This window comes from Azospirillum sp. A26, assembly GCF_042604635.1.
GTDB lineage: Bacteria > Pseudomonadota > Alphaproteobacteria > Azospirillales > Azospirillaceae > Azospirillum > Azospirillum palustre.
Genome location: NZ_CP170472.1, coordinates 2,173,557 through 2,196,639, shown reverse-complemented (window position 1 = coordinate 2,196,639; position 23,083 = coordinate 2,173,557). Strand labels below are relative to the sequence as shown.

Annotated in this window: 23 protein-coding genes and 1 tRNA gene; 13 read left to right on the top strand and 11 right to left on the bottom strand. The window is 67.8% G+C overall.

Translation table 11 applies throughout. The features are described 5' to 3' along the window. Positions 1–32: 32 nt before the first annotated feature. The 4 genes from ABNQ39_RS10980 to purH all read left to right on the top strand — a co-directional run bounded on the left by ABNQ39_RS10980 (position 33) and on the right by purH (position 5,259). A tRNA-Gly gene (locus ABNQ39_RS10980) sits at positions 33–107 on the top strand. Between the two features lie 147 nt (positions 108–254). Beyond that, positions 255–1,550, top strand: a complete 1,296-nt coding sequence (locus ABNQ39_RS10975; RefSeq protein ID WP_376957648.1) for an RsmB/NOP family class I SAM-dependent RNA methyltransferase — start codon at positions 255–257, stop codon at positions 1,548–1,550. Between the two features lie 165 nt (positions 1,551–1,715). Beyond that, entirely contained in the window at positions 1,716–3,383 is a 1,668-nt protein-coding gene (locus ABNQ39_RS10970; protein ID WP_376957647.1) for a heparinase II/III family protein, read from the top strand. Between the two features lie 271 nt (positions 3,384–3,654). Continuing rightward, entirely contained in the window at positions 3,655–5,259 is a 1,605-nt protein-coding gene (gene purH / locus ABNQ39_RS10965; RefSeq protein WP_376957646.1) for a bifunctional phosphoribosylaminoimidazolecarboxamide formyltransferase/IMP cyclohydrolase, read from the top strand. A 44-nt stretch (positions 5,260–5,303) separates the two neighbouring features. Here the strand turns inward: purH and ABNQ39_RS10960 are convergent, their stop codons facing one another. The 5 genes from ABNQ39_RS10960 to ABNQ39_RS10940 form a co-directional block, all read right to left on the bottom strand. Next, positions 5,304–6,200 carry an RNA polymerase factor sigma-32 gene (locus ABNQ39_RS10960; protein WP_109048123.1) on the bottom strand — a complete coding sequence of 299 codons (897 nt, stop codon included), beginning with the start codon at positions 6,198–6,200 and terminating at the stop codon, positions 5,304–5,306. 300 nt (positions 6,201–6,500) lie between these two features. Continuing rightward, positions 6,501–7,496, bottom strand: a complete 996-nt coding sequence (locus tag ABNQ39_RS10955) for a hypothetical protein (protein ID WP_376957645.1) — start codon at positions 7,494–7,496, stop codon at positions 6,501–6,503. Positions 7,497–7,685: 189 nt separating this feature from the next. Further along, positions 7,686–8,186 (bottom strand): CarD family transcriptional regulator, encoded by a 501-nt coding sequence (locus tag ABNQ39_RS10950; protein WP_014248912.1) that lies wholly within the window; start codon positions 8,184–8,186, stop codon positions 7,686–7,688. A 367-nt stretch (positions 8,187–8,553) separates the two neighbouring features. Then, positions 8,554–8,883, bottom strand: coding sequence for a ferredoxin FdxA (fdxA, locus tag ABNQ39_RS10945; RefSeq protein WP_098738899.1), 330 nt, complete (start codon positions 8,881–8,883; stop codon positions 8,554–8,556). A 140-nt stretch (positions 8,884–9,023) separates the two neighbouring features. After that, positions 9,024–9,968 carry a LysR family transcriptional regulator gene (locus tag ABNQ39_RS10940; protein ID WP_376957644.1) on the bottom strand — a complete coding sequence of 315 codons (945 nt, stop codon included), beginning with the start codon at positions 9,966–9,968 and terminating at the stop codon, positions 9,024–9,026. Between the two features lie 195 nt (positions 9,969–10,163). Here ABNQ39_RS10940 and ABNQ39_RS10935 point away from each other — a divergent pair, with 195 nt between their 5' ends. After that, positions 10,164–11,381 (top strand): YbfB/YjiJ family MFS transporter, encoded by a 1,218-nt coding sequence (locus ABNQ39_RS10935; protein ID WP_376957643.1) that lies wholly within the window; start codon positions 10,164–10,166, stop codon positions 11,379–11,381. A gap of 135 nt (positions 11,382–11,516) precedes the next feature. Beyond that, on the top strand, positions 11,517–11,927 hold the full coding sequence (locus ABNQ39_RS10930; protein ID WP_109048118.1) for a CBS domain-containing protein: 411 nt from the start codon (positions 11,517–11,519) through the stop codon (positions 11,925–11,927). A gap of 42 nt (positions 11,928–11,969) precedes the next feature. Here the strand turns inward: ABNQ39_RS10930 and ABNQ39_RS10925 are convergent, their stop codons facing one another. Continuing rightward, on the bottom strand, positions 11,970–12,689 hold the full coding sequence (locus ABNQ39_RS10925) for a TerC family protein (protein WP_376957642.1): 720 nt from the start codon (positions 12,687–12,689) through the stop codon (positions 11,970–11,972). A 238-nt stretch (positions 12,690–12,927) separates the two neighbouring features. Further along, a complete protein-coding gene (locus tag ABNQ39_RS10920; protein WP_109448486.1) occupies positions 12,928–13,185 on the bottom strand; it encodes a hypothetical protein in 258 nt (85 codons plus the stop codon). 345 nt (positions 13,186–13,530) lie between these two features. On the opposite strand from ABNQ39_RS10920, the gene nhaA reads away from it, so the two are divergent. The 3 genes from nhaA to hemN all read left to right on the top strand — a co-directional run bounded on the left by nhaA (position 13,531) and on the right by hemN (position 16,859). Beyond that, positions 13,531–14,733, top strand: a complete 1,203-nt coding sequence (gene nhaA / locus ABNQ39_RS10915; RefSeq protein WP_376957641.1) for a Na+/H+ antiporter NhaA — start codon at positions 13,531–13,533, stop codon at positions 14,731–14,733. Positions 14,734–14,909: 176 nt separating this feature from the next. Continuing rightward, positions 14,910–15,347 (top strand): DUF4112 domain-containing protein, encoded by a 438-nt coding sequence (locus ABNQ39_RS10910; protein ID WP_376957640.1) that lies wholly within the window; start codon positions 14,910–14,912, stop codon positions 15,345–15,347. Positions 15,348–15,431: 84 nt separating this feature from the next. After that, positions 15,432–16,859: an oxygen-independent coproporphyrinogen III oxidase gene (gene hemN, locus ABNQ39_RS10905; protein WP_376957639.1), complete on the top strand. Its 1,428-nt coding sequence runs from the start codon at positions 15,432–15,434 to the stop codon at positions 16,857–16,859. Between the two features lie 104 nt (positions 16,860–16,963). Here hemN and ABNQ39_RS10900 read toward each other — a convergent pair whose 3' ends face one another. Then, positions 16,964–17,773 carry an EF-hand domain-containing protein gene (locus ABNQ39_RS10900; RefSeq protein WP_376957638.1) on the bottom strand — a complete coding sequence of 270 codons (810 nt, stop codon included), beginning with the start codon at positions 17,771–17,773 and terminating at the stop codon, positions 16,964–16,966. A 274-nt stretch (positions 17,774–18,047) separates the two neighbouring features. On the opposite strand from ABNQ39_RS10900, the gene ABNQ39_RS10895 reads away from it, so the two are divergent. Together ABNQ39_RS10895 and ABNQ39_RS10890 are read left to right on the top strand one after the other, a co-directional pair. Beyond that, a complete protein-coding gene (locus tag ABNQ39_RS10895) occupies positions 18,048–18,500 on the top strand; it encodes an SH3 domain-containing protein (protein ID WP_098738909.1) in 453 nt (150 codons plus the stop codon). Between the two features lie 124 nt (positions 18,501–18,624). Beyond that, the gene (locus tag ABNQ39_RS10890; protein WP_376957637.1) at positions 18,625–19,563 is read left to right on the top strand and encodes an ImuA family protein; all 939 of its coding nucleotides are present in this window, start codon (positions 18,625–18,627) and stop codon (positions 19,561–19,563) included. Here ABNQ39_RS10890 and ABNQ39_RS10885 read toward each other — a convergent pair. After that, positions 19,557–19,739, bottom strand: coding sequence for a hypothetical protein (locus ABNQ39_RS10885; protein WP_376957636.1), 183 nt, complete (start codon positions 19,737–19,739; stop codon positions 19,557–19,559). The genes ABNQ39_RS10890 and ABNQ39_RS10885 overlap by 7 nt on opposite strands. Before the next feature lie 360 nt (positions 19,740–20,099). Between ABNQ39_RS10885 and ABNQ39_RS10880 the strand changes: the two genes are divergently transcribed. Further along, a complete protein-coding gene (locus tag ABNQ39_RS10880) occupies positions 20,100–20,807 on the top strand; it encodes a tRNA-uridine aminocarboxypropyltransferase (RefSeq protein ID WP_376957635.1) in 708 nt (235 codons plus the stop codon). A gap of 277 nt (positions 20,808–21,084) precedes the next feature. After that, on the top strand, positions 21,085–21,666 hold the full coding sequence (locus ABNQ39_RS10875; protein WP_376957634.1) for a tyrosine phosphatase family protein: 582 nt from the start codon (positions 21,085–21,087) through the stop codon (positions 21,664–21,666). A 45-nt stretch (positions 21,667–21,711) separates the two neighbouring features. Here the strand turns inward: ABNQ39_RS10875 and ABNQ39_RS10870 are convergent, their stop codons facing one another. Both ABNQ39_RS10870 and ABNQ39_RS10865 read right to left on the bottom strand, forming a co-directional pair. Then, positions 21,712–22,344, bottom strand: coding sequence for a 2OG-Fe(II) oxygenase (locus ABNQ39_RS10870; protein WP_376957633.1), 633 nt, complete (start codon positions 22,342–22,344; stop codon positions 21,712–21,714). A gap of 78 nt (positions 22,345–22,422) precedes the next feature. Then, a complete protein-coding gene (locus ABNQ39_RS10865) occupies positions 22,423–23,079 on the bottom strand; it encodes a 2OG-Fe(II) oxygenase (RefSeq protein ID WP_376957632.1) in 657 nt (218 codons plus the stop codon). Between the last annotated feature and the right edge of the window lie 4 nt (positions 23,080–23,083).

The following is a 23,083-nucleotide window of genomic DNA, read 5'->3' as shown; positions in this document are numbered from 1 at the left end:
TCCGTAGAAAGCGGCTCCCGGACGACGGGAGCGCGGGCGTAGCTCAGGGGTAGAGCACAACCTTGCCAAGGTTGGGGTCGAGGGTTCGAATCCCTTCGCCCGCTCCAGTTCTCCGGTAAAAGCGAAGATCAAAGGGCCGGGCGGCAACGCACCGGCCCTTCGCTTTTCCGGCCTCCGCGGCCCGGCAACGGGCTTTTGAAATCGCTGGGTATCCCGTATCGACACTGGCCGTCCGGCGCGCTAGATCCATACACATGACCGACACTTCCCTCGCCGCCCGCGGCGTTGCGCTCGACTTGCTGCGCGACGTGCTGCGCAAGTCCGTCCCCTTCGACGACGCGTTCGACGCGCATCCCGAACTGGCGGCGTTGCAGCCGCGCGACCGCGGCTTCGTCCGCCTGCTGGTCGCCACCGTCCTGCGCCGTCTGGGCCAGATCGACGAGATGATCCAGGCCAGCCTCGCCAAGCCGGGCCTGCCCAAGGCGGCCATCCACGACATGCTGCGGCTGGGCACGGCGCAGCTGGTGTTCCTGAACACCCCCGCCCACGCCGCCGTCGACACCGCGGTGGAACTGGCGGCAGCGCGCAACGCCGCCCCCTACAAGGGGCTGATCAACGCCGTGCTGCGCCGCATCGGGCGCGAGGGGGCGGAGATGGCGGCGCGGCAGGATGCCGGGCGGCTGAACACGCCGGACTGGCTGTGGCTGTCCTGGCGCTCCGCCTACGGCACCGCCCGCACCCGCGGCATCGTCGAGGCGCACCTGCACGAGGCGCCGCTCGACATCACGGTGAAGTCCGATCCGGAGGGCTGGGCGGAGCGGCTGGGCGCCACCCTGCTGCCGACCGGATCGCTGCGCCGTCCGACCGGCGGGTCGGTGACCGAGCTTCCGGGCTTCGAGGATGGGGAATGGTGGATCCAGGATCTCGCCGCCTCGCTGCCGGCCAAGCTGTTCGGCGATCTGGCGGGCAAACGGGTGTTCGACCTGTGCGCCGCCCCCGGCGGCAAGACGGCGCAGCTGGTGGTGCGGGGCGCGCAGGTCACCGCCATCGACCGCTCGGCCCGCCGGCTGGAGCGGGTGACGGAGAATCTGAAGCGCCTGCGCCTTGAGGCCGATGTGCTGGCCGCCGACGCCACCAGCTGGGAGCCGGAGGAGCCGGCCGACGCCGTGCTGCTCGACGCGCCCTGCTCGGCCACGGGTGCGATCCGGCGCCATCCCGACATCCTGCGGGTCAAGACGCCCGACGACATCGCCAAGCTGGCCCGCGCCCAGTCGCGGCTGCTCGCCCGCTCGGTCGAGCTGGTGAAGCCCGGCGGCACGCTGATCTACTGCACCTGCTCGATCCAGCCGGAAGAGGGGGAGGCGCAGGTCGCCCGTCTGCTGGAACAGGACAAGCGGGTGGAGCGTTGGCCTGTGACCGCCGACGAGCTCGGCGGCCTGTCGGAGCTGATCAACGAGGCGGGGGAGGTCCGCAGCCTGCCGGGCATGCTGGCCGATCTCGGCGGGATCGACGGCTTTTTCGTGGCGCGCCTGCGCCGGCGCCCGGACTGAAGCCTTGTGCGGTCCGCACCGCGGGATAAATCCCAGCCCCGTCTTGCGGTGCGGGCGGCGAATTGATACGACACGAGCCATGCTTCCGTCCGCGTTCTCCCGCACCGCATCATCACCCTCCGCCGGCTGCCGACGCCGCTTGCGGTCCTGAAGGAGTCGGCGCAGATGGGCGACGGGAACGGACGGTTTCGCAGCGGCATGGCGCGCCTTGCCTATGGGAACCCCCTCTACGCCCTGATGCTGGGCGGCAAGGCGCCGGGCGCGCTGGCGGTGATCCCGCCCGATCCCTGGCCGGGCGATACCGACAACGGCAATGCCATGCTGGCCGGCCGGATGAGCTTCGCCGGCCAGCCGGTCATGGTCGACCCCAACGGCGTGCCCAACTGGCGGCCCCAGGGCGTCAGCCCCGGCTGGCTGCGCGCCGCCCACGGCTTCGAATGGCTGCGCGACCTGCGCGCGGTCGGCGGCGACACCGCGCGGCGCCGGGCGCGGGTGCTGGTGTGGTCCTGGCTGGACCAGAACGGCGGCTGGCATTCGCAGAGCTGGGCGCCCGACGTGCTGGGCATGCGGCTGTCCAGTTGGATCGGCCTGCATGATTTCTACTGCGCATCCGCCGACGACGAGTTCCGCGCCCGGGTGTTCGAGAGCATGGCCCGCCAGCTGCGCCATCTGCTGCGGGTGGCGCCGGCCAAGCTGGACGGCGAGCGGCTGATCGGTGCGATCAAGGGTCTGCTCTATGGCGGCTATTGCCTGCCCGACCAGGACAAGGCGGCACGGGAGGCGTTGCGCCTGCTCGACAAGGAACTACCGCGCCAGATCCTGCCCGATGGCGGCCATGTCGAGCGCAACCCGTCGATCCAGATGCGGGTGCTGCGCGATCTGATCGACATGCGCGCCGTCCTGCGCGTCGCGAAGGAGGAGGTGCCGGAAACCCTCCAGCATGCCATCGACCGCATGACGCCGGCCCTGCGCTTCTTCCGCCATGTCGATGGCAGTCTCGCCCTGTTCAACGGTGGGCGGGAGGAGGAGCCGGCGCTGATCGACACGGTGCTGGCCCAGGCCGATGCCCGCGGCCGTCCGCTGAAGAGCGCGCCGCACACCGGCTTCGAGCGTCTGCTCGCCGGGCGCACGCTGGTGCTGCTCGACACCGGCGCGCCGCCGCCGGTTGGGCTGGACCGCACCGCCCATGCCGGCACCCTGTCGATGGAGGTTTCCGTCAACAAGGAGCGGCTGATCGTCAATTGCGGCAGCCACCCGTCCCAGCGCGGCCCCTGGCGCGCAGCGCTGGCCGGCACCTCCGCCCACTCGACGATGGCGGTCGCCGACACCAACTCGTCGGAGGTGCTGGAGAAGGGCGGGCTCGGCCGCCGGCCGACGCATGTCAGCTGCGAACGCCAGGAATCGGACGGGGCCATGCTGGTGGTGGCCACCCACAACGGCTACAGCAAGGGCTTCGGCCTGCTGCACCGCCGTCGCGTCTATCTGGCCGACAATGGCGAGGATCTGCGCGGCGAGGACACGCTGGAACCGGTGATCGGCGCTACCCCGCAGCCGCAGCCCTACGCCATCCGCTTCCACCTGCACCCCAACGTCCAGGTCGTTCCCGTCCAGGCGCAGGGCAATGGCGGCAACGATCAGGTGTTGCTGCGCCTTCCCAGCGGCAATGCTTGGCGCATGCGGGTGACCGGCGCCGTGCTGGAGGTGGCGGAGAGCGTCTATCTCGGCAGCGGGGAGGAGCCCCGCCGCACCCGGCAGATCATGATGCAGGGACAATGCGGACCCGAAGGGCTGACGGTGAAATGGGCCTTGCGCCGCGAGCGCAAGGCGGCGTAAATCGCGCCCATCCGCGGTGGCCGGGCCTATTCCCTTCGGGAGGGGTGTGGAAACACGGATGAACACGGGATTTTGGGGCACGGACGACCACGGGACTCTTCACGCCGTGCTTATCCATGTCCGTCCGGGCCAGCATTGGCCGGGTGGGCGGGGATAAGCGCAGCTGAGCGGCATTTCCGTGGTCGTCCGTGCTTTTCTTCTTCCGTGCTTGTCCGGGTCTCCCCGGTTGCCTGCGGCCTTATGCAATTCCCGCAGCGATCAGGATGACGCCATGAGCCCGCCCAAAGCCAACCATGCCCCCGCTCCCGACAAGGTCCGCATCGCCCGCGCCCTGATTTCCGTGTCCGACAAGGCCGGTCTGGTGGAACTGGGCAAGGCACTCGCCGCCCGCGGCGTCGAGATCCTGTCGACCGGCGGTTCGGCCCAGCGTCTGGCCGAGGCCGGCGTGCCGGTCAAGGAGGTCTCCGACCACACCGGCTTCCCGGAGATCATGGACGGCCGCGTCAAGACCCTGCACCCGCGCGTCCATGGCGGCATCCTGGCCCGCCGCGACATCCATGCCGACGCGATGGCGCAGCACGACATCCCCGGCATCGATCTGGTGGTGGTGAACCTCTACCCGTTCGAGGCGACGGTCGCCAAGGGTGCCGCCTACGCCGACTGCGTCGAGAACATCGACATCGGCGGGCCGGCGATGATCCGCGCCGCCGCCAAGAACCACGACTTCGTCGCCATCGTCACCGAGCCGTCCGACTATGAGGCGGTGATGGACGAGCTGGCGACCCATGACGGCTGCGTCACGCTGGCCCTGCGCCGCAAGCTGGCCCAGCGCGCCTATGCCCGCACCGCCGCCTACGATGCCGCCATCTCCACCTGGCTGGCCGGCCAGTTGGGCGAGACCTTCCCGCCGCGCACCACCCTGTCGGGCTCGCTGGCGCAGACCCTGCGCTATGGCGAGAACCCGCACCAGCAGGCGGCCTTCTACGTCACCGGCGAGAAGCGTCCGGGCGTCGCCACCGCCGTGCAGTTGCAGGGCAAGGAGCTGTCCTACAACAACCTGAACGACACCGACGCCGCTTTCGAGCTGGTGGCGGAGTTCGAGCAGCCGGCCGTCGCCATCATCAAGCACGCCAACCCCTGCGGCGTGGCGCAAGGGTCGAACCTGCTGGAGGCCTACAAGTCGGCCCTGCTGTGCGATCCGGTCAGCGCCTTCGGCGGCATCATCGCCGTCAACCGCAGCCTGGACGCCGGGACGGCCGAGGAGATCTCCAAGCTGTTCGCCGAGGTGGTGATCGCCCCCGACGCCGACGAGGCCGCCCGCGCGCTGCTGGCGACCAAGAAGAACCTGCGCGTGCTGCTGACCAAGGACGTGCCGAACCCGGCCGAGCCCGGCATGATGATCAAGCAGCTGTCGGGCGGCTTCCTGCTGCAGAACCGCGACAGCGGCCGCGTTAACCCGGCCGAGTTGAAGGTCGTCACCAAGCGCGCGCCGACCGAACAGGAGCTGGCCGACCTGCTGTTCGCCTTCCGCGTCGCCAAGCACGTCAAGTCCAACGCCATCGTCTATGCCAAGAACGGCGCCACGGTGGGCGTCGGTGCCGGCCAGATGAGCCGGGTCGATAGCGCCCGCATTGCCGCCATCAAGTCGGCCGAAGCTGCCAAGGCCGCCGGCCTGTCGGAGCCGCTGACCAAGGGCTCGGTGGTTGCGTCGGACGCCTTCTTCCCCTTCGCCGACGGCCTGCTGGCCGCGGCGGAAGCGGGGGTGACGGCGGTGATCCAGCCGGGCGGCTCGATCCGCGACAACGACGTGATCGCCGCCGCGGACGAGAAGGGGCTGGCGATGGTGCTGACCGGAATGCGGCATTTCCGGCATTGATGATGTGAAACGGGCCCTCTCCTTTCAGGGGGGAGGGCTCTTTCTCACGCCTCCGCCAGCAGGTCGTCAGAATCCTCGACCCGCTTCAGCATCGACTGCCGCAGTTTCAGCAGCGCCCGGTGCTCCAACTGGCGCACGCGCTCCTTGCTGACGCCCAGCTCCCGGCCGAGTTCCTCCAGCGTGGCGCCTTCCTCGCGCAGGCGGCGTTCGCGGATGATGGTGCGTTCGCGCGGGCTCAGTTCGCCCAGAGCCTCCGCCAGCCATTGCGACCGCGTGCTGGCGTCGCGCATGCCGATCACCACATCCTCGGGCGAGGGGCGCTGGTCGGCCAGGAAATCCTGCCAGTCGTCGTCGGAGCCGTCGGCCACCGGGGTGTTGAGCGACTGGTCGGAACCGGACAGGCGCATCTCCATCGCCTCGACCTCGGACACCTCGACCTTCAGTTCGCCGGCTATCCACTCGCGGCCTTCCCTGGTCAGGGGGGCGCCGCTGCCGTTCTGGGTGGCGCTGTCGATCTTGGCGCGCAGCCGGCGCAGGTTGAAGAACAGGGATTTCTGCGCGGCGGTGGTGCCGGTCCGCACGATCGACCAGTTGCGCAGGATGTAGTCCTGCATGGCCGAACGGATCCACCAGGCGGCGTAGGTGGAGAAACGCACCTCGCGGTCGGGTTCGAAGCGGCTGGCTGCCTGCATCAGGCCGACATTGCCTTCTTGGACGAGATCGCCCATCGGCAGGCCGTAATTGCGGAAACGCGATGCGGTGGCCACCACCAGACGGGTGTATGCCCGGACCAGCTGATGCAGGGCGCGTTCGTCGTTGCCCTCGCGCCATTTTCGGGCAAGGTCGAATTCGTGGTCGCGCGACAGCAACGGCTCGCGCATGGATGCCTTGATGAAGCTCAGATTTGCACGCTGAGTCTCCGGATCGTCGATGTATGCCATCCGTCCCTTCCTTCCCGTCTGGGCGGCATCGTGTTCCTTCGCATATCCCCGTACTATCGGGTCTTCACCGCTTTGCCGCCTGCCGCCGGTAGATGCCGTCGGGTTAAGACAACAAGCATGAGCGCGCCCTGTTGCGGAATCATACGCAGGTGTAGGGGGAGCGGATCACCGGAGAGCCAAAGGAATTCTTCCGGCGACCCGTTCACGGGTGGCCGGCGAGGGGCGGAAAGCGGAAACTCTTCACTGGTATTGCGCGAACTTACAGTCGGGCGGAGCGATTCGGCAGAACCTGAGGTTGGGTCACGCCTGGAAAAGGTCCAGCATCTCACCGAAAGAATCGAAGCAGGCGCAGACGAGGTAGCCACCGCGACCGCAGCCGCCGTCGAGCGTCACCGTCGCCGGTCCGACACCGACGCCGGGGCTTTCCGGCATCCAGTTGGGGTCGTAGCCGCGCACCAGACGGCTGAAACCACCATAGGGCTGCTCCAGCCGGGCGAAACCGGCGCTGCCCCACCAGAAGGCGTCGCCCTGGCCGGTCAGCGGGCGGCGGGGGTCGATGCCGGAATTGACCAGCAGCAGGCTTCCGCCGCCGCGGCTGCTGCCGGTCCAGCCCTCGCCGTCCCCAGCATCCTCCGAAAGCCCGTCAGAGGATCCGTCATCCGCGGCCCCGCCCTGCGATGCCGGGCCACCGGTATAGGCGGCGCGGCGCAGCGCATTGAACAGCTGCTCATGACCGGGCCTCGCGGCCACCGCCTGCCGCAGTTCACGCGTCCAGCGGCCCAGCATCACCGCCCCGCCGCGTGCCGCCGCCCTGCCGGCATCGAGATGACCGCCATAGGCCGCCAGCGTCGGCGCGACGCCCTGGCGCAGCATCCAGTCCAGCACGGTGCGCGGATCGGGAGCGAAATGGAGTTGCAGCAACTTCTGCCACATCTCTTCCTGCTGGCCACGCAGATAGACGATGTCGGACGCGATCATGCCCGGCATTGCCAGCAGGGCGATGCGGAAGGCAAGCAGCCGGTCGATGGTTTCCACCACCTGCTCGCCGAAGCCGATCATGTTGCCGAGATAGACCAGCCGGTCGCCGGGGCGGAAGCGCTGGCCGATGGCCTGATGGATCAGATCCAGCCGGTCCGGCTGTGCGTGGATGGCGCCGATGGCCCAGACCCGGCGCGGCCGGCCGAGCGACGCGAAACGGCTGTCATCCTCCAGGGCACCGACAATGGCGCCGGCGCTGGGGCCGGCAGGTCGGTTGGTCCGGCGGTTGGGAGGACCAAGGCGCGGCGGCAGACCCAAACTCGATTCCCTTCGACGTCGTTCGCGAAGTCGCTCCGACGCTGTCCGCCGGAAGGCGGCCGGAGTTTAGGCGTGTCATGCCGTGGAAACAAAGGCGAAAAACGAGACGGGCGCGCGGCGTGACGTAGCAGCCGCGCGCCCGTTCGTGTCACGGACGTATATGAGGAGCCCGGAAACCGGGACCTGGAATCAGGCGGCCTTGGACAGCACCGATTCCAGACGCTCCGTCGCCTTGGTCTCGTCAATCTTCTCGACGGCCGCCAGCTCGCGGGCCAGACGCTCCAGGGCGGCCTGGTAGATCTGGCGCTCGCTGTAGGACTGGTCGGACTGGTCGGCACCGCGGTACAGGTCGCGCACCACCTCGGCGATGGACACCGGATCGCCGGAGTTGATCTTGGCCTCATACTCCTGGGCGCGGCGGCTCCACATGGTGCGCCGGACGCGCGAACGGCCCTGCAGAGTCTCCAGCGCGACCTTGATCCTGTCCTTGGAGGACAGGCGGCGCAGGCCGGCGTTGCGGGCCTTGGTAACCGGAACCTTGAGCGTCATGCGCTCTTTCTCGAACGTGATCGCGTAGAGTTGAACCTCGAGTCCGGCAATGCTGTGGGTCTCGATCCCTTCGACCCGACCGACGCCATGAGCCGGATAAACGACGAAGTCACCGGCTTCGAAGTCAAGCTTGTTCGACATGTGGATTGGCTCTCACTTCTCGCGATCACGCCATTTTGCCGCCCCGGTGGAAGGGACGAAAAAGGACCCCGGACGATTATGGCGCCGTGGGGATGGGACCCATCCACGACGATCACAAAAGCCACAGGTCCTGGAACGATGGGAAAACCGGCAATGGCGCGGAGGCCGGCTCCGGGCGCGCATTATAGCGATGTTACGCCCGAGTTACAAAGGGAACGCGCAATCAACCGGGCGGAAATCGTCCATCGCCCGGCCATGGCCGCCCCGTCGATTTTGCATAGCAACATCGATGGGTGCAATCGGTTGATGCGGCCCGACTCGAAAAATCCTACTCGGATCGGGGGGCGGGCCGCATCGTCAGTCGGTCTCAGCCCGCCTTCGGGGAGAAATACTTCTCGAACTTGCCGTCCACACCCTTGAACTCGTCGGCGTCGGCCGGCGCGTCCTTCTTGCGGGTGATGTTCGGCCACTGGCCGGAATAGTCGCGGTTCATCTCCAGCCACTTGGTCGCGCGGTCGTCGGTGTCGGGGACGATCGCCTCGGCCGGGCATTCCGGCTCGCACACGCCGCAGTCGATGCACTCGTCCGGATGGATGACCAGCATGTTCTCACCCTCGTAGAAGCAATCCACGGGGCAGACTTCGACGCAGTCGGTGTACTTGCACTTGATGCAGCCGTCGGTGACGACGTAGGGCATGATCTCTTCTCCGCTGTTCCGGCCCGCGGTGCCAGCCGCGCGTCCGTGGTCCCGCTATCGCCCTTCGGGGCCGGTCGGAGCCGTTTCCCAGGAATAGGGCACGCGCATGGCACAGGGCCGGATGGCCAACCCGCGCCTGCCTAGCACGCCGCAGACGAGCCGTTCAACCCTGCGCGTGATGTGGGCGACCCTGTCGCACCCTGCATGGCACCATTCACGGCGATGGCCGGGTCGGGAGCTTGCGAGAACGCCTCCAGGAAGGCGCGCAGGCTGGCGGTTTCGATGGCGTCGGCACGCCGCACGAACTGGGTCGGCATGCGGGCCAGCGCGTCGGGCAGCGGCCGGGCCGCCAGCAGGTCGCGCCAGGGGGTGCGCTCGACGACGGCGCGCGGGATGACCGTCACCCCCATGCCGGCGCCGACGCAGCCCAGGATGGCGTCCAGCGCCCCGAACTCCATGACCCGGAAGGGCACGCGCCCGGCCTCGCGCATCGCCATCTCCGCCCGGCCGCGATAGGCGCAGGCCCGGCCGAAGGCGATCAGGGTGCGGCGCGCGGACTCGGTGGTCAGCCCGGCGGCCGGCTCGGCCAGCACCAGCTCCTCGTCGAAGATGCGCCGGGCGATCAGGTCGGGGTGGGCCACCTCGCCGCCGACGAAGGCGCCGTCCAGCCGTCCGGCCAGCACGTCTGCCAGCAGCGTCTCGGTCGGGCCGGGGGTGATGGTCAGCTCCACGTCGGGATGGTCGCGGTGGAAGCGGGCCAGGACCGGCGGCAGCCGCACCGCGGCAGTCGATTCCATGCTGCCCACCGCCAGCCGGCCGCCGCGCCCGGCCGCTTCCGCCACCGCGTCGCGGGCCTGGGCGACCAGCCGCAGCACCCGGTCGGCATAGCCGCTGAGCACCCGTCCGGCCGGCGTCGGCTCCATCCCGCGGCTGAGGCGGAGGAACAGGTCGACGCCCAAATCTTCCTCGAGCCGCTTGATCCGCGCGGTGACGTTGGACTGCACGCAGTTCAGCGCCTCCGCCGCCCGGCTGACGCTTCCGGTGTCGGCGACCGCCTTCACCACCCGCAAACCGGCCAGATCCATCGCGAGGCCTCCTTCCACTTCCCGTGCATGGCACCCATCACTGAAAGTGGAGCTTATCATCAGAACAATTCATTGGAAATGAGGGCGGGGCCGCGGCCATGATGGAAGCCAAATCAATCGGTCCGCCGGACGGTTCGTTCTGTCGAACAGTTCCCGGTCAAAGGAGCCGGCCGAAAAAACGAGAGGGCGTGGATCATGGTGCGGGTGCTGGTTGGCGGCCTGATCGGGCTTGCTATCGCAATGGGTGTCGCGCGGTTTGCCTTCACCCCGATCCTGCCGGCGATGCAGGAGGCCACCGGGCTGCGGGCCGACGGGGCGGGGCTGCTCGCCTCTCTGAACTATCTGGGCTATTTCGTCGGCGCGCTGGGCGCCGGGCTTGTGCCGCACGGCGCCACGCGGACGGCGGTATACCGGCTGTCGCTGCTGGTCAGCGTCGCCACCACCGCGGCGATGGGGCTGGAGTTGGGCAATGCCGGGCAGGCGATGCCGGTCTGGCTGGTCCTGCGCTTCCTGTCGGGAGTGTCGAGCGCCGGCATCTTCATCCTGGGCATCGCCATGGTGCTGGACACGCTGACGCGGCGGGGCGGCGAACGCTTCGCCGGCTGGCTCTACACCGGGGTGGGGCTCGGCATCGCGTCGTCGGGCCTGTTCGTCGCGCTGTTCGGCGACCGGCTGGGCTGGGCCGGCGACTGGCTGGCCCTGGGGGCGATCTGCGCGGTGCTTGGGCTGATGCCCGGCCTTTGGGTGCGCGACCCGCCGCCGCAGCCGCATACCGCCACGGCCGGGACGGCGGGGGATGCCGGTCCGGCGCGGCGGGGAGGACTGTCGGCGCCGCTCCTGCTGCTGACGCTCGCCTATTTCCTGGAAGGCGGTGGTTACATCGTGTCGGCCACCTTCCTGGTGTCGATCCTGAAGACCGATCCCGGCACCGCCGCGGTCGGCGAGGCCGCCTGGATGGTGGCCGGGCTGGGGGCGATGGGCGCCGGGGTGTTCTGGGCCGCGGTCGCCCGCCGGTCGAACAACTGGTGGTCGCTGATCCTGGCGCACCTGACCCAGGCCGTCGCCATCCTGCTGCCGATGACCGGATCGCCGACGGTGGCGGTCATTTCCGCGCTGCTGTTCGGCGGTACCTTCGTCGGCATCGTCTCCCAGGCTTTCGCGCTGGGGCGGCAGCTGTCGGCCGGCGCATCGGCCCGGGTGGTCGGGGCGCTGACCGCCGCCTATGGGCTGGGGCAGATCATCGGGCCGTTGCCGGCCGGGCTGGCGGTGACCCGCACCGGCAGCTTCAATGCCGTGCTGCTGGGGGCTGCGGCCGTGGTGGTGCTGGGCGCGCTGCTGCTGGCGCTGGGCATGGTGATCGCCGGACGACAGTCGTCGGCTGGGGCGGCATTCGCCTCGCCCAAAGCGTCATGAGGGGCAAAAGTTCGTAAGTATTCGAAAGGTCTGCCTGCGACAATCGGCGCCGGACTTGCTGCGATGCCGTTGTTCTCCCCGATCGTTTGCTTTGGCTACAGTCTGGTCCACAACAACCAGATCCCGGGGGAGTCGATGAAACGCAAGCTGGTTCCGGACGTCGTGAAGTCACAGGAACTGATCCTGGTGCCGGAGGATACCTCCGTCGCCACGGTGTCGAAGATGATGGCCGACAAGAACATCGGCGCGGTGCTGGTGGTGGACCACGGTGCCCTGATCGGCATCGTCACCGAGCGCGACCTGAACAACAAGGTGCTGTCCAAGGACCTCGACCCGTCGTCGGTGGAGGTCGGTGCGGTGATGACCCGCAACCCCGACAGCCTGCCGCCCGACGCCGACGCGGTCGACGCGCTGAAGCTGATGCATGACAAGCATTACCGGCACCTGCCCATCACCCAGGGCAAGCGCGCGGTCGGCATCGTGTCGATCCGCGACCTGTTCAAGGTCGCCTACGAGCATCTGATGGCCGAACGCGCCGAGGCGTGACGGGGGAAGGGGGCGTCGCGGACGGCGCCCCCCTTCTCTCCGTCAGTGCGCCACGCTGCGCTTGCGCCGGGCCAGCAGGTTCAGCGCCTCCACCAGGGTGGAGAAGGCGATGGCGAAGTACAGGTAGCCCTTGGGGATGTGGAAGCCGAACCCGTCCGCCACCAGCGCCACGCCGACCAGCAGCAGGAAGGACAGCGCCAGCATCTTCACCGTGACGTGACGGTTGACGAAATCGCCGACCGGGCCGGAGGCGAACAGCATCACCGCCATGGCGATGACGACGGCGGCGACCATCACCGGCAGATGGTCGGACATGCCGACCGCGGTGATGACGCTGTCGAGCGAGAAGACGATGTCCAGGAACATGATCTGGATGACCACCGAGGTGAAGGTGGCGTGCTTGGGCGCCGATCCGCCCTCCTCATGGCCTTCGACGGTGTGGTGGATCTCCAGCGTGCCCTTGGCCAGCAGGAACAGGCCGCCCAGGATCAGGATCAGGTCGCGGCCCGACACATCCCAGCCGGCGACGGTAAACAGCGGCTGAGTCAGCTGCGCCACCCAGGCGATGGAGGCCAGCAGCGCCAGGCGGGTCAGCAGCGCCAGCGCCAGGCCGACGCGTCGCGCGCTGTGCTGCCGCTCGGGGGGCAGCTTCGACGCCATGATCGAGATGAAGATGATGTTGTCGATGCCCAGCACGATCTCCAACGCGGTCAACGTCAGAAGGCTGGCCCAGACATTCGGGTCGGAGAGGAGTTCGAGCATGTAGGGGCGGGGCTCCGGCAGTCAGATGGCGGCAATCGGGTGGCGGTGGCCAGATGGGTGCAACCGACAGGTTTCACGCCGGCACCGCGGGGCGCCAGCGTGACCGCGACGACATGAGGTTGGCTTCGGCCCGCTGCAAGGGGCCAGTTCCATTTTCCCGCCTGCCTGCTCCCCTAACTTGCCGTTCTTTTACCGGCGTCTTACCGCCCTTTTGCCGCCGATCCCGCGACCGTGCGTTTCATCTCCAGAAGGCTGCCGTCCGCTGTCCCGCCGCCGTGCCGGGGATGCGGCCGAAAGGGGCCGGGTCGGCGTGCTCCACCTCGTGCCGCTCGACGGTCCGTCGGGTGGCTGTGATGCTGTCGGTCCGCTCGCTCCAGGCGCGCCGGCGGATCGCCATCTGAAGCCGGCAATCCTGGGAGCAGTAGAAGGGTGCCGGGCCGCGGGCGGACGTGCGGACGAATGGCCTGCCGCAGCAGGCGCAGTAAAGCGTGGTCATGGTCGTTTCCTCCGGAACGGGCGGCCGTTTGCCGGCCTTGCCCAGAGCCTAGCGGCTGATCGTCCAAGGGATGACCGGCCTTCGGCTCTGCTGATGCTGTTGGACGAATTGTGTCGGCTGGCCTCAGGCATCGCCAGCGATCAAAAGACATAAGCCCGGCTTACCTCAAGTATTCGAGACCGGAATTCGGAGCGGCAGCAGCAACTTAGATGCACAGGCGCGTCAATTCGCCGCGATGATCTGCCGCTCGTCCAGGCAGGGATTTTTCGACATTCGTGCCTTCCAACGGAAGCTCGGCGGTGCCATTTACTCCTTTCGGCCAACTGTGCGGAAAGACGAGACGCGATGACGCTGAGACGCCTCGCCACCTTCCTGAAAACCGAAAGCGCCAGCGGCGTGGTCCTGATGATTGCGGCGGTGCTTGCCCTGATCTGGGCGAACTCGCCGGCAGCCCCGCTCTACGATGCGATCCTGGCGATGAAGGTGGCGGTGACGGCCGGCGGCGTCGGGTTGGACAAGCCGCTGATCCTGTGGATCAACGACGGACTGATGGCGATCTTCTTCCTGCTGGTCGGGCTGGAGATCAAGCGCGAGGTGCTGGAGGGCGAGCTGTCGAGCCCGGCCAAGGCGATGCTGCCCGGCATTGCGGCTTTGGGCGGCATGGCGGTGCCGGCGCTGGTCTATTGCCTGTTCGCCCAGGCCGAACCGGGTGCTCTGCAGGGCTGGGCGATCCCGGCCGCCACCGACATCGCCTTCGCGCTTGGCGTGCTGGCCCTGCTGGGCAACCGGGTCCCCAGCAGCCTGCGCGTCTTCCTGCTGGCGCTGGCGATCATGGACGATCTGGGCGCCATCGTGATCATCGCCATCTTCTACAGCCACGGTCTGGTCCCGCTGGCGCTGGGGCTGGCGGCGGCATCGGCGGTCGGTCTGTGGCTGCTGAACCGGGCAGGGGTGCGGTCGCTGACGCCCTATCTGGTGCTGGGGCTGGTCCTGTGGGTGTGCGTGCTGAAATCGGGCATCCACGCGACGCTGGCCGGCGTGGTGCTGGCCTTCGCCATTCCCCTGCGGGTCAAAAACCGTGCCGGCAAGCGGGCACCGGACGCGCCGCTCTATCGTCTTGAGCATGCGCTGCACCCGTGGGTGGCCTTCCTGATCATGCCGGTCTTCGCGCTCGCCAATGCTGGCGTGCCGCTCGACGGCATCACCCCTGCCAGCCTGCTGGAACCGGTGCCGCTGGGCATCGCGCTCGGCCTGTTCCTGGGCAAGCAGGCAGGCGTCTTCCTGGCGGTGTGGATCGCCGTGCGGACCGGCGTGGTCGAGCGGCCGGCCCGCGCCAGCTGGGGCCAGATCTACGGCGTCGCCGTGCTGACCGGCATCGGCTTCACCATGAGCCTGTTCATCGGGACGCTGGCCTTCGCCGATCCGCATCATGCGGTGGCGGTGCGGCTGGGCGTGCTGACCGGCTCGCTCGCCTCGGCGCTGGCCGGCTATGCGCTGCTCCATGCCGCCGGCAGTGCGCGGGCACGGGAAGTTGCCCGGGCAAGCTGAGATCCGCCGGACCGGGATGGCCCCATAGGATCGCCGCAGGCGGCAGGCCGGCATGGTGTCTGCTGGGTGTGCGAACTTTGTGGCCGGAGGGTGGAACCGCAGGGGGGATCGGTGGGTTCTTCCCTTGCGGGGAGTCGCGCTGCGGGCGCGGGACCGCCTGATCGGGGGGACATGCGATGATCGACGCCATCCGCACACGCCGGCACGCCGTTGCCGAAGCGCCGCCGCCGGGCGCCACAGGCGGTTCGGTCCCCATCGATTTCCAGCGGCTGGAGCGGCTTCGCCGCCTGACCCGGCTGATGGACACCCGCTGGCGGATTCCCTTCACCCGCATCCCCATCGGGCTGGACGGCATCGCCAGCGTGGTTCCGGTGGCCGGCGACACGGTGACGGCGTTCGTTTCCGCCTACATCATCATGGAGGCCGCCCGCTTCGACCTGCCGAAGACGCTGGTGGCCCGCATGGTCTTCAACGTGCTGCTGGACTGGGCGGGCGGCTCGGTCCCGGTGCTGGGCACCGTGTTCGACATCGCCTTCAAGGCCAACCGGATGAACCTGAACCTGCTGCACGAGCATCTGGAACAGCGTCTGGCCGCCGCCGCCGCGAAGCGCTGAAGCGGCAGCCGCCAAAAAGGCGGCTCTTTCCGATCTTGACGTGGATCAAGGCAGGGGTGGGGTGGCTGCGGCACTCTGTCGCTCATGAACGCCATCACCGCCCTGGCCGTTTCGCCGGCCCCCGCCAACCCGTCCCATTCCCATGGTGTCGCCCACGGTGTCGACGCCGCGCTGCTCGCCAAGTATGACGGGCTGCGGGTGCCGCGTTACACCAGCTACCCGACCGCGCCGCACTTCACGCCAGAGGTGAACGGCGACGTCTATGGTGGCTGGCTGGAGGCGATCGAGCCGTCCCGCTCGGGATCGCTCTACCTGCATGTCCCCTTCTGCCAGAAGATGTGCTGGTACTGCGGCTGCCACACCAAGATCGTCGCCCGCTACGAGCCGATTGCGGAGTATCTCGACCATATGCGGCGCGAGATCGCCATGGTGGCCGACCGCATTCCCGGCCGGCTGGCGGTGCGCCACATCCATTTCGGCGGCGGCACCCCGACCATGATGGCGCCCGACGATTTCGAGGCGATGATCGCGCTGCTGCTCAAACGCTTCGACGTCGCCGACGATGCCGAACTGGCGGTGGAGATCGATCCCCGCACCCTGACGGCGGAGATGGCGGCTGCGATGGGCCGCGCCGGGGTCAACCGCGCCTCGCTGGGCGTGCAGGATTTCGACGAAACGGTGCAGCAGGCGATCAACCGCGTCCAGCCGCGCGCCGTGACCGAACAGGCGCTGGCCTGGCTGAAGGATGCCGGCATCACCAGCGTCAACCTTGACCTGATGTATGGCCTGCCGCACCAGTCGGTCGAGAGCGTCGCCCGCTCCGCCGAGATCGCGCTGGAGATGGCGCCCGACCGGCTGTCGGTCTTCGGCTACGCCCATGTGCCGTGGATGAAGACCCACCAGAAGAAGATCGACGAGTCGGTTCTGGCCGGTTCGCTCGGCCGCTGGGAGCAGTTCGCCGCCATTGCCGACACGCTGTCGGCCGCCGGCTACAGCGCCATCGGTCTCGACCATTTCGCCCGCCCCGGCGACGAGCTGGCGGTGCAGCAGGAGGAAGGGCGGCTGGGCCGCAACTTCCAGGGCTACACCACCGACGATGCCGAGACTCTGCTGGGCTTCGGCTCCTCCTCCATCGGCGCCCTGCCGCAGGGCTATGTGCAGAACGCGGTGCCCTTCGACCATTACGCCACCGCCATCGAGGAGGGCCGCCTGCCCACCGGCAAAGGCATCGCGCTGACTCAGGACGACAAGGTGCGGCGCGACCTGATCATGCGGCTGATGTGCGACCTGTCGGTCGACACCGCCGCCATCGCCCGTGCCCACGGCTTGCCCGAGTCCGCCTTCGATGCGGAGCTGGAGGGCATGGCCGATCTGGTCGCCGACGGCGTCGCGGTGGTGGACGGCCGGCACATCGATGTGCCGGAGAGCGCCCGTCCGCTGATGCGCATCGTTGCAGCCCGCTTCGACACCCACCTGTCCAAGGGGGCCGGACGGCACAGCCGGGCGGTTTGACGGCGTTCGGAGAAAGTCGGGCGGAGAAAGCTAGGCAAAAGAAAAGGCGGCCGGCGCCACCCGCCGACCGCCTTTCCCCGTGCCGCGCATCCGAACCCACAAGGCTACGCGGCAACCTCGTTGATGCCTTGCATCAATGTCCGCAGCATGTCGCCGCTGAGGCGGTTGGACGTGACGCCGCCCGTCTGCTGCTGCATGCCGCCATAGGCGGCCATGCGTTCCTGTTCCGACACATAGCCGTCCTTGTTGGTGTCCAGCGGGTCGTAGCCGGTCGTGCCGCCGGCTGCCGAGCTTGAAGCCGCGGAACTGGAGGATGCCGAACTGGAGGACGGGATCGAGGACGTGCTGCCGCTGTCCGAAGCGACGGAAGGGCCTGTGTCATTGGCGGGTGGCGGCGGGGGTGGCGGGCGGTTGGCGTCGGTCTGTTTCAGCGCGCTGCTCAACTCGTCCTGGGAAATCGACCAGTCCTCGTCGCTGTCGAGGCTGCTGAACAGCGACGCGGCATCGGTGCTCGACTGGCCGGCGGAGGTCAAAACGGACGTCAGTTCGTCGGTGCTGATGCCGCCGCTGCTGTCGCTGTCCAGGCTGGAATAGAGGTTCTGGGCGAACTGTTGCTGCATCGCGCTCGCCTGCTCCTGCGCCGCCAGCAGGGCGCTGCCGCTGCCATAGTCGAACTGGCTGGCGAAGGAACTGAATTCGGTCGTGCTGAGCGAGCCGTTGCTGTCGCTGTCCAGGCTGCCGATCAGGCCGTCGACGGCCGACGACAGTTTCCCGCTGTCGGAAGCGGCCGAGGTGCCGCCGAGCGCGCCCAGCAACTCGTCCTTGGACAGCGACGAGTCGCTGTCGGCGTCCGCCTTGGAGAAGAATTTCTGAAGCGTCGCCGTGCTGTTGGAACTGCCGAGGGAGGAGATCATGGCCGGATGCTCCCGTAAGGTGCCGTCGTGATGGTCAAGATACGCGGGGCGGCCTGGGACTCCTGCGCGGAACGGCGCCGAAAAAGATCGGATTTGAGATAATACTTCAAGATCGGGAGGTGCGCCTCAAAAAGCGCATAGCGAATCCGGCTGCGCTGCGGTGGCGAAAAGGGGGTTGCCTCCTGTATGGTCGCGCCGAAGGTCCACAACCCACCAGTTTACCCTCTCCGTTCGTCCCGTTCCTGCAAAGCACCGTTCCATCTCAAGGTGAGCGATGATCCGCCGTCTGCGTACCCTTCCCTTGATGGTGGCCCTGGCCACGCTGATGGTTCCCGGCTGTATGCCGTACCAGCGGACCCCCAATCCGCCGACCGTGCGGACCGCGCCCGATACCGGAACCGGGCTTGAGCCGATCTATGGAGAGTGGCAGGTGGACAAGCCGACGCCGGCCTATGCCCAGCCGGCGGGCGGCTCGGGCGTCATCGCCACGCTTGGGGCGGGTCAGGCGGTGACCACGCTGGGCCGGGTGCGCAACAGCGACTGGGTGGCGGTGAAGGTCGGCGGCTCCACCGCCTACGTCCGGCTGCATCTGCTGAGCCTGAAGGGCAACACGCCGCGCGGCACCCGTGGCACCTCCACCACCCTGGCGAAGCCCGTCGACAATGCCGGCCCGACCATCAAGGCCGCCCCGCGCGGCAAGATCGGCGCGGCGCCAATCGCCAACTGATCCCAGCGACGGCTGATTTCAGGACAGACGGCCCGAAAACAAGACTGGAGTCGCAGACTCCCGCTCGACACGCGTTCATGATAGAACATATCAGGAACATATACCTGTCGAGCGGAGCTGAGTCATGTCTGTCCCGTTGTCCCCCTCCCCATCTGTGGACGCGGCGCGGCGTAACCGTGCCGGACTGCTGGCCGACCTGCGTGCACGCATCCGGCGGCTCGAGGGAGCGGGCGGGGAAGGGGGGCGGACCCTGGCGTTCGGCATCGACTCGGTCGATGGCCATCTGCCCGACGGTGGGCTGCCGCTGGGCTGCCTGCATGCGGTGGTGGCGGACGACCCGGGGGCGGGCACCGGATTCGCCGCGGCGCTGCTGGCCCGGCTGGCGACTCCGAAAAGGCCGGCGCTGTGGATCCTGCGCGGGCGCGACCTGTATGCCCCGGGGTTGGCGGCCTATGGGCTGACGTCCGACCGGCTGGTCGCGGTGCGGGCGGTGCGGCCGGTCGATGCGCTGTGGGCGATGGAGGAGGCGTTGCGCTGCTCCACCCTGTCGGCGGTGCTGGGCGAGTTGGAGGGGCTGGACCTGACCGCAAGCCGGCGGCTGCAGCTTGCCGCCGAGTCGTCGGGGGTGACCGGATTCCTGCTGGACGCGAGCGCCGGCGCATCGGGCGGGCGCAACCCGTGGATGGCAGGCGGACGGATGGCAGGCCGGCGGGCGGAAGGGCTCAGCGCCGCAGTGACGCGCTGGCGGTTGAATGCCGTCCCCAGTCTGGATGAGGAGGGGGATGCGGCACCACGCCCGGCCGGAGGTCCGCCTGGGCTGGGGATGCCGCGCTGGTCGGTCATGCTGGAGCGTTGCCGGGGCGGGCGCCCAGGCAACTGGACCCTCGCCTGGGACGGGCAGGGCTGGCAAGACGTGGAGAAAGAAGATCGGGGCGGCCTTGGGCAGACCGCAGGACGCGAGTCGGGGCTATGGCCGGCCGGACAGCCGATGTCCGACAACCGACAGAATCGTTTGTCGGATCACCGCAAACCGGCCGTCGCCAAGCTGACTGCCGGTCAGTAGTCGGTCGCCCAGTCGGGCTCGTGGCGGCCAGGCTGCTCCGACCCGTCCGGCTCGGTCATCCAGCGCGGGTCATCCGCGTCCATCGGGGCGTAGAGCGGGAGCTGGCGGGCGAATTCCGCGCTGTCGGCATCGCGGCGCTGCTTCAGCAGGCGGTCGGCAAGGTGGGCGGGCAGCATGGCAGGTCTCCTTCTGAGCGCCGGATGGCACCGTGGATCAGCCTGACTAAGGCCGGTCCTGGCCCACCCGTCGTCCTGTTTGCCTGGATAATAACTACGCAAGTTCCAGGCCAGCTGTTAAGCGCGTCACACGAGTTCCATGACACACGACTAAGTCTCTACAAACGGTTTATACGAAGCCACTTGAACCCACATGAACAGGTATGACACGAGGGAGTCTTGAGAGGGGATCTGTCGTACGCGCCGTGGCGGCCATCGCTCTTTGGGGAGCAGCGCCGTCCTTGGTGTGAGATGTGTTCCCTTCCGCGTCATTCCAACCCATATTCGCGGCCAATCCCCTTCAAGGAATGCGTACCTCCCATGCACAGCGCCACCGCCCCCGATTCCTGCCCCACCTGCCTAAAGCCTAATCACCTGTGCATTTGTGAGGCAGTGCAGCCGATCGACAACGGCGTCTTCCTGCTGATCCTGCAACATCCGCAGGAGAAGCGGGAAAATCTGGGCACCGCCCAGATCGCCCATCTGCAATTCGCCAATTCGATGGTGAAGGTCGGGCTGAGCTGGCCGGGCCTGAAGCGCATCCTGGGGCGGGAGGTCGATCCCAAGCGCTGGGGCGTGCTGTATCTCGGCCCGGTGAAGGATGGCGGCGCTCCGCGGCCGGAGGTGGGGGTGGTCGACAGGAACGGCGAGCCGCTGCGCGACAGTGCGGAGATCCTGGAGGATCTGGAGGGCGTCATCGTCCTGGACGGCACCTGGAGCCAGGCCAAGACCCTGTGGTGGCGCAATGCCTGGCTGCTGAAATGCCGCCGCGTCGTGCTGAACCCGCAGTTCCGCTCGCTCTATGGGCAGGCGCGCAAGGAGCCGCGGCGCGACAGCGTCTCCACCCTCGAAGCCGGCGCCTTCCTGCTGTCGCGGCTGGAGGGTGACCAGACCATCATGGACACGGCACTGAAGCCCTTCTCGCTGCTGCTGAAGAAGCTGCGTGCGCCCCGCCCGCGTCCGGCGCTGCCGACCGACGCCGATGCTCCGGCGGCTGCTTCCGATGACGAGGGGGATGAGGAGGCCTGACGCCCGTTCGCGCGGCTGCAACCAACCGGCGGCTGCGCCGTTGATGAGGGGTGAGAGGGCCGGCGACGTCCGGCCGCATCGCCCGTCATCAACGGAAGAAGGAGAGGGTTCGTGCGAGGCATCCTGCTGTGGCTGGTCGGCATTCCAATCCCCGTCATCCTCCTGCTCTACCTGTTCAACATTCTTTGATCGGCCGGGTTGACGGGGCCGCGGCGCCCGGTGCCAAATGCTGGCCGCACATCCCTTCGATTTTCTTCCCCCGCAATCGAACGAGAGAATGATGGCCAGCGATTTCGTGCCTTTCGGCCTGACGGTCTGCGGTCTCAGCGAGCTTTGCAATTTCGGCGGCGGCAAGGTCAGCCATGTGCTATCGATCCTCGACCCCGACATGACGGAGCCGAGCGAGTTCGGCGACTATGGCGAGCATGAACGGCTGGAACTGCGTTTCCACGACGTCATCGAGCCGACCAAGGGCCAGATCGCGCCGGAACGGTCGGACGTGGAGCGCATCCTGGCCTTCGGCCGCGACCTGCTGGCCGAACCGGTGGACTGCCGCCATCTGCTGGTCCATTGCCATGCCGGCGTATCGCGGTCCACCGCAGCGCTGACCATGATCCTGGCCCAGGCGCGCCCGGAACTGCCGGCGGCCGATGCGGTGGGGGCTGTGGTCGCCATCCGGGCCCAGACCTGGCCGAACCTGCGGATGACCGAATTCGCCGACGAACTGCTCGGCCGCAAGGGCGAACTGGTCGCTGCCGTGCGCCAGCGTCACCGCACGCTCGGCAAGCAGCGCCCGGAACTGGTTCAGTTCATGATCGACAACGGCCGCATCCGCGAGGTCGAGGATCTGATCGACTGAGGGGACGGAGACGGCCCCTCAGCCCGTTCCTGCAACAGTCGGTCCTCAATACCCTGCCGGCTGACCGCCGAAGACGCCCTTCGCCCAGGCGCCGATGCGGTGGCGCCACTGTTCGTGCCAGATATAGACGCCGCCCTTGACCCAGTTCATCTGGATTGCGCGGCGCTGTCCTTCGAAGGGATAATGGCCGTGCCAGGAGGTGTCGCTGCGGCGGAAGCACATCAGCGTGCCTTCCTCCGGCGGGACCTCGGCGGCGTAATCCTCCAGGTTCTGGGAGCGCAGGATCCGCAGGCGGCCGCCGGTCGCCTCCCAGGGTGGGTTCATGTAGATCAGCACGGTGATGACCTTGCTGGCCGAATCCGGATGGATCTTGCCGTCGGTCGGCCGGCACATGCCGCGCGCCGTGAACATGGTCGGGTACTTCGACAGATCCACATCGAACTTGTCGGAGAAGGCCCTGCAGACCTCCGGTCCCTTCAGTTCGGCGATCATCCGGTCGAAGCTCGGCCCCTGGGGGAAGACGCCCAGCGGGATCGAGCCGGGCTTGTCCACCTTGGGATAGTCGCGGTGCAGCTCTTCAAGATACTCCCGCTTCACGAAACCCGGAACGCACAGGAAATCATAGGGATCGTGCTGCAAGGGGGTAGCGCGGAACTTGTCCAGATCAAGCATGGACATGGGTACGAGACTCCCAAAGAGCGTGCCGACGGTGGCTTTGCCCCCCAAAACCGGCGTCACTTAAACACGGCGGAAGTTTTATGCAACAGGTTTGTCGGGGAAGCACAATTCTTGCCGAGCCCGCCATTCGGGGCCGACATAGTTCACGATGATCGATTTGCGCACCCCGTCGATCGAACGTTTCTCGAAGCCATGCCAAGTGTTGCTTCCGGGGATGAAGATCAGCCCCTCGTTGAAGGCGTAGGGCGCGCGGGCGACGACCGTCCGGCTCTCATCCAGCACGTCGGTGCCCCAGTGCGAGCAGTTCGGCCCCTTCGAAAGATAGATCAGCATCGTGTATTTCTTGACGCCGATGTCGGTGTGCGGCTCCAGCCAGAAGCCGTCGGTGTCCTGGCAATATTCGATGCGCAGGCTGGTGCCGGTCAGGTCGACGTTGCAGGTCTTCTGGATCGCGTCCACCACCGGGCGGCTCTGGAAGGCCTGGGCCATCGTCTCGCACACCGCGTATCTGCCGCGGTTCTCCTCGCCGAAATAGGTGCGCGACGCGTTGTTGGTCTCGCGCTTGCCATAGGTGTCGGACACCGGGGGCGGTCCCCAGGGCAGATCGGCGATGGCATCGGCGGACTCTTCCGGCAGCGCCTCGGACAGCAGCCAGTGATTATAGGGCTGTTCGAACAGCCGGCTGTTTTCCAGGCAACGCAGGAAAGAGGCGGAAACGGCGTCGGGAGTGGTCATGGCG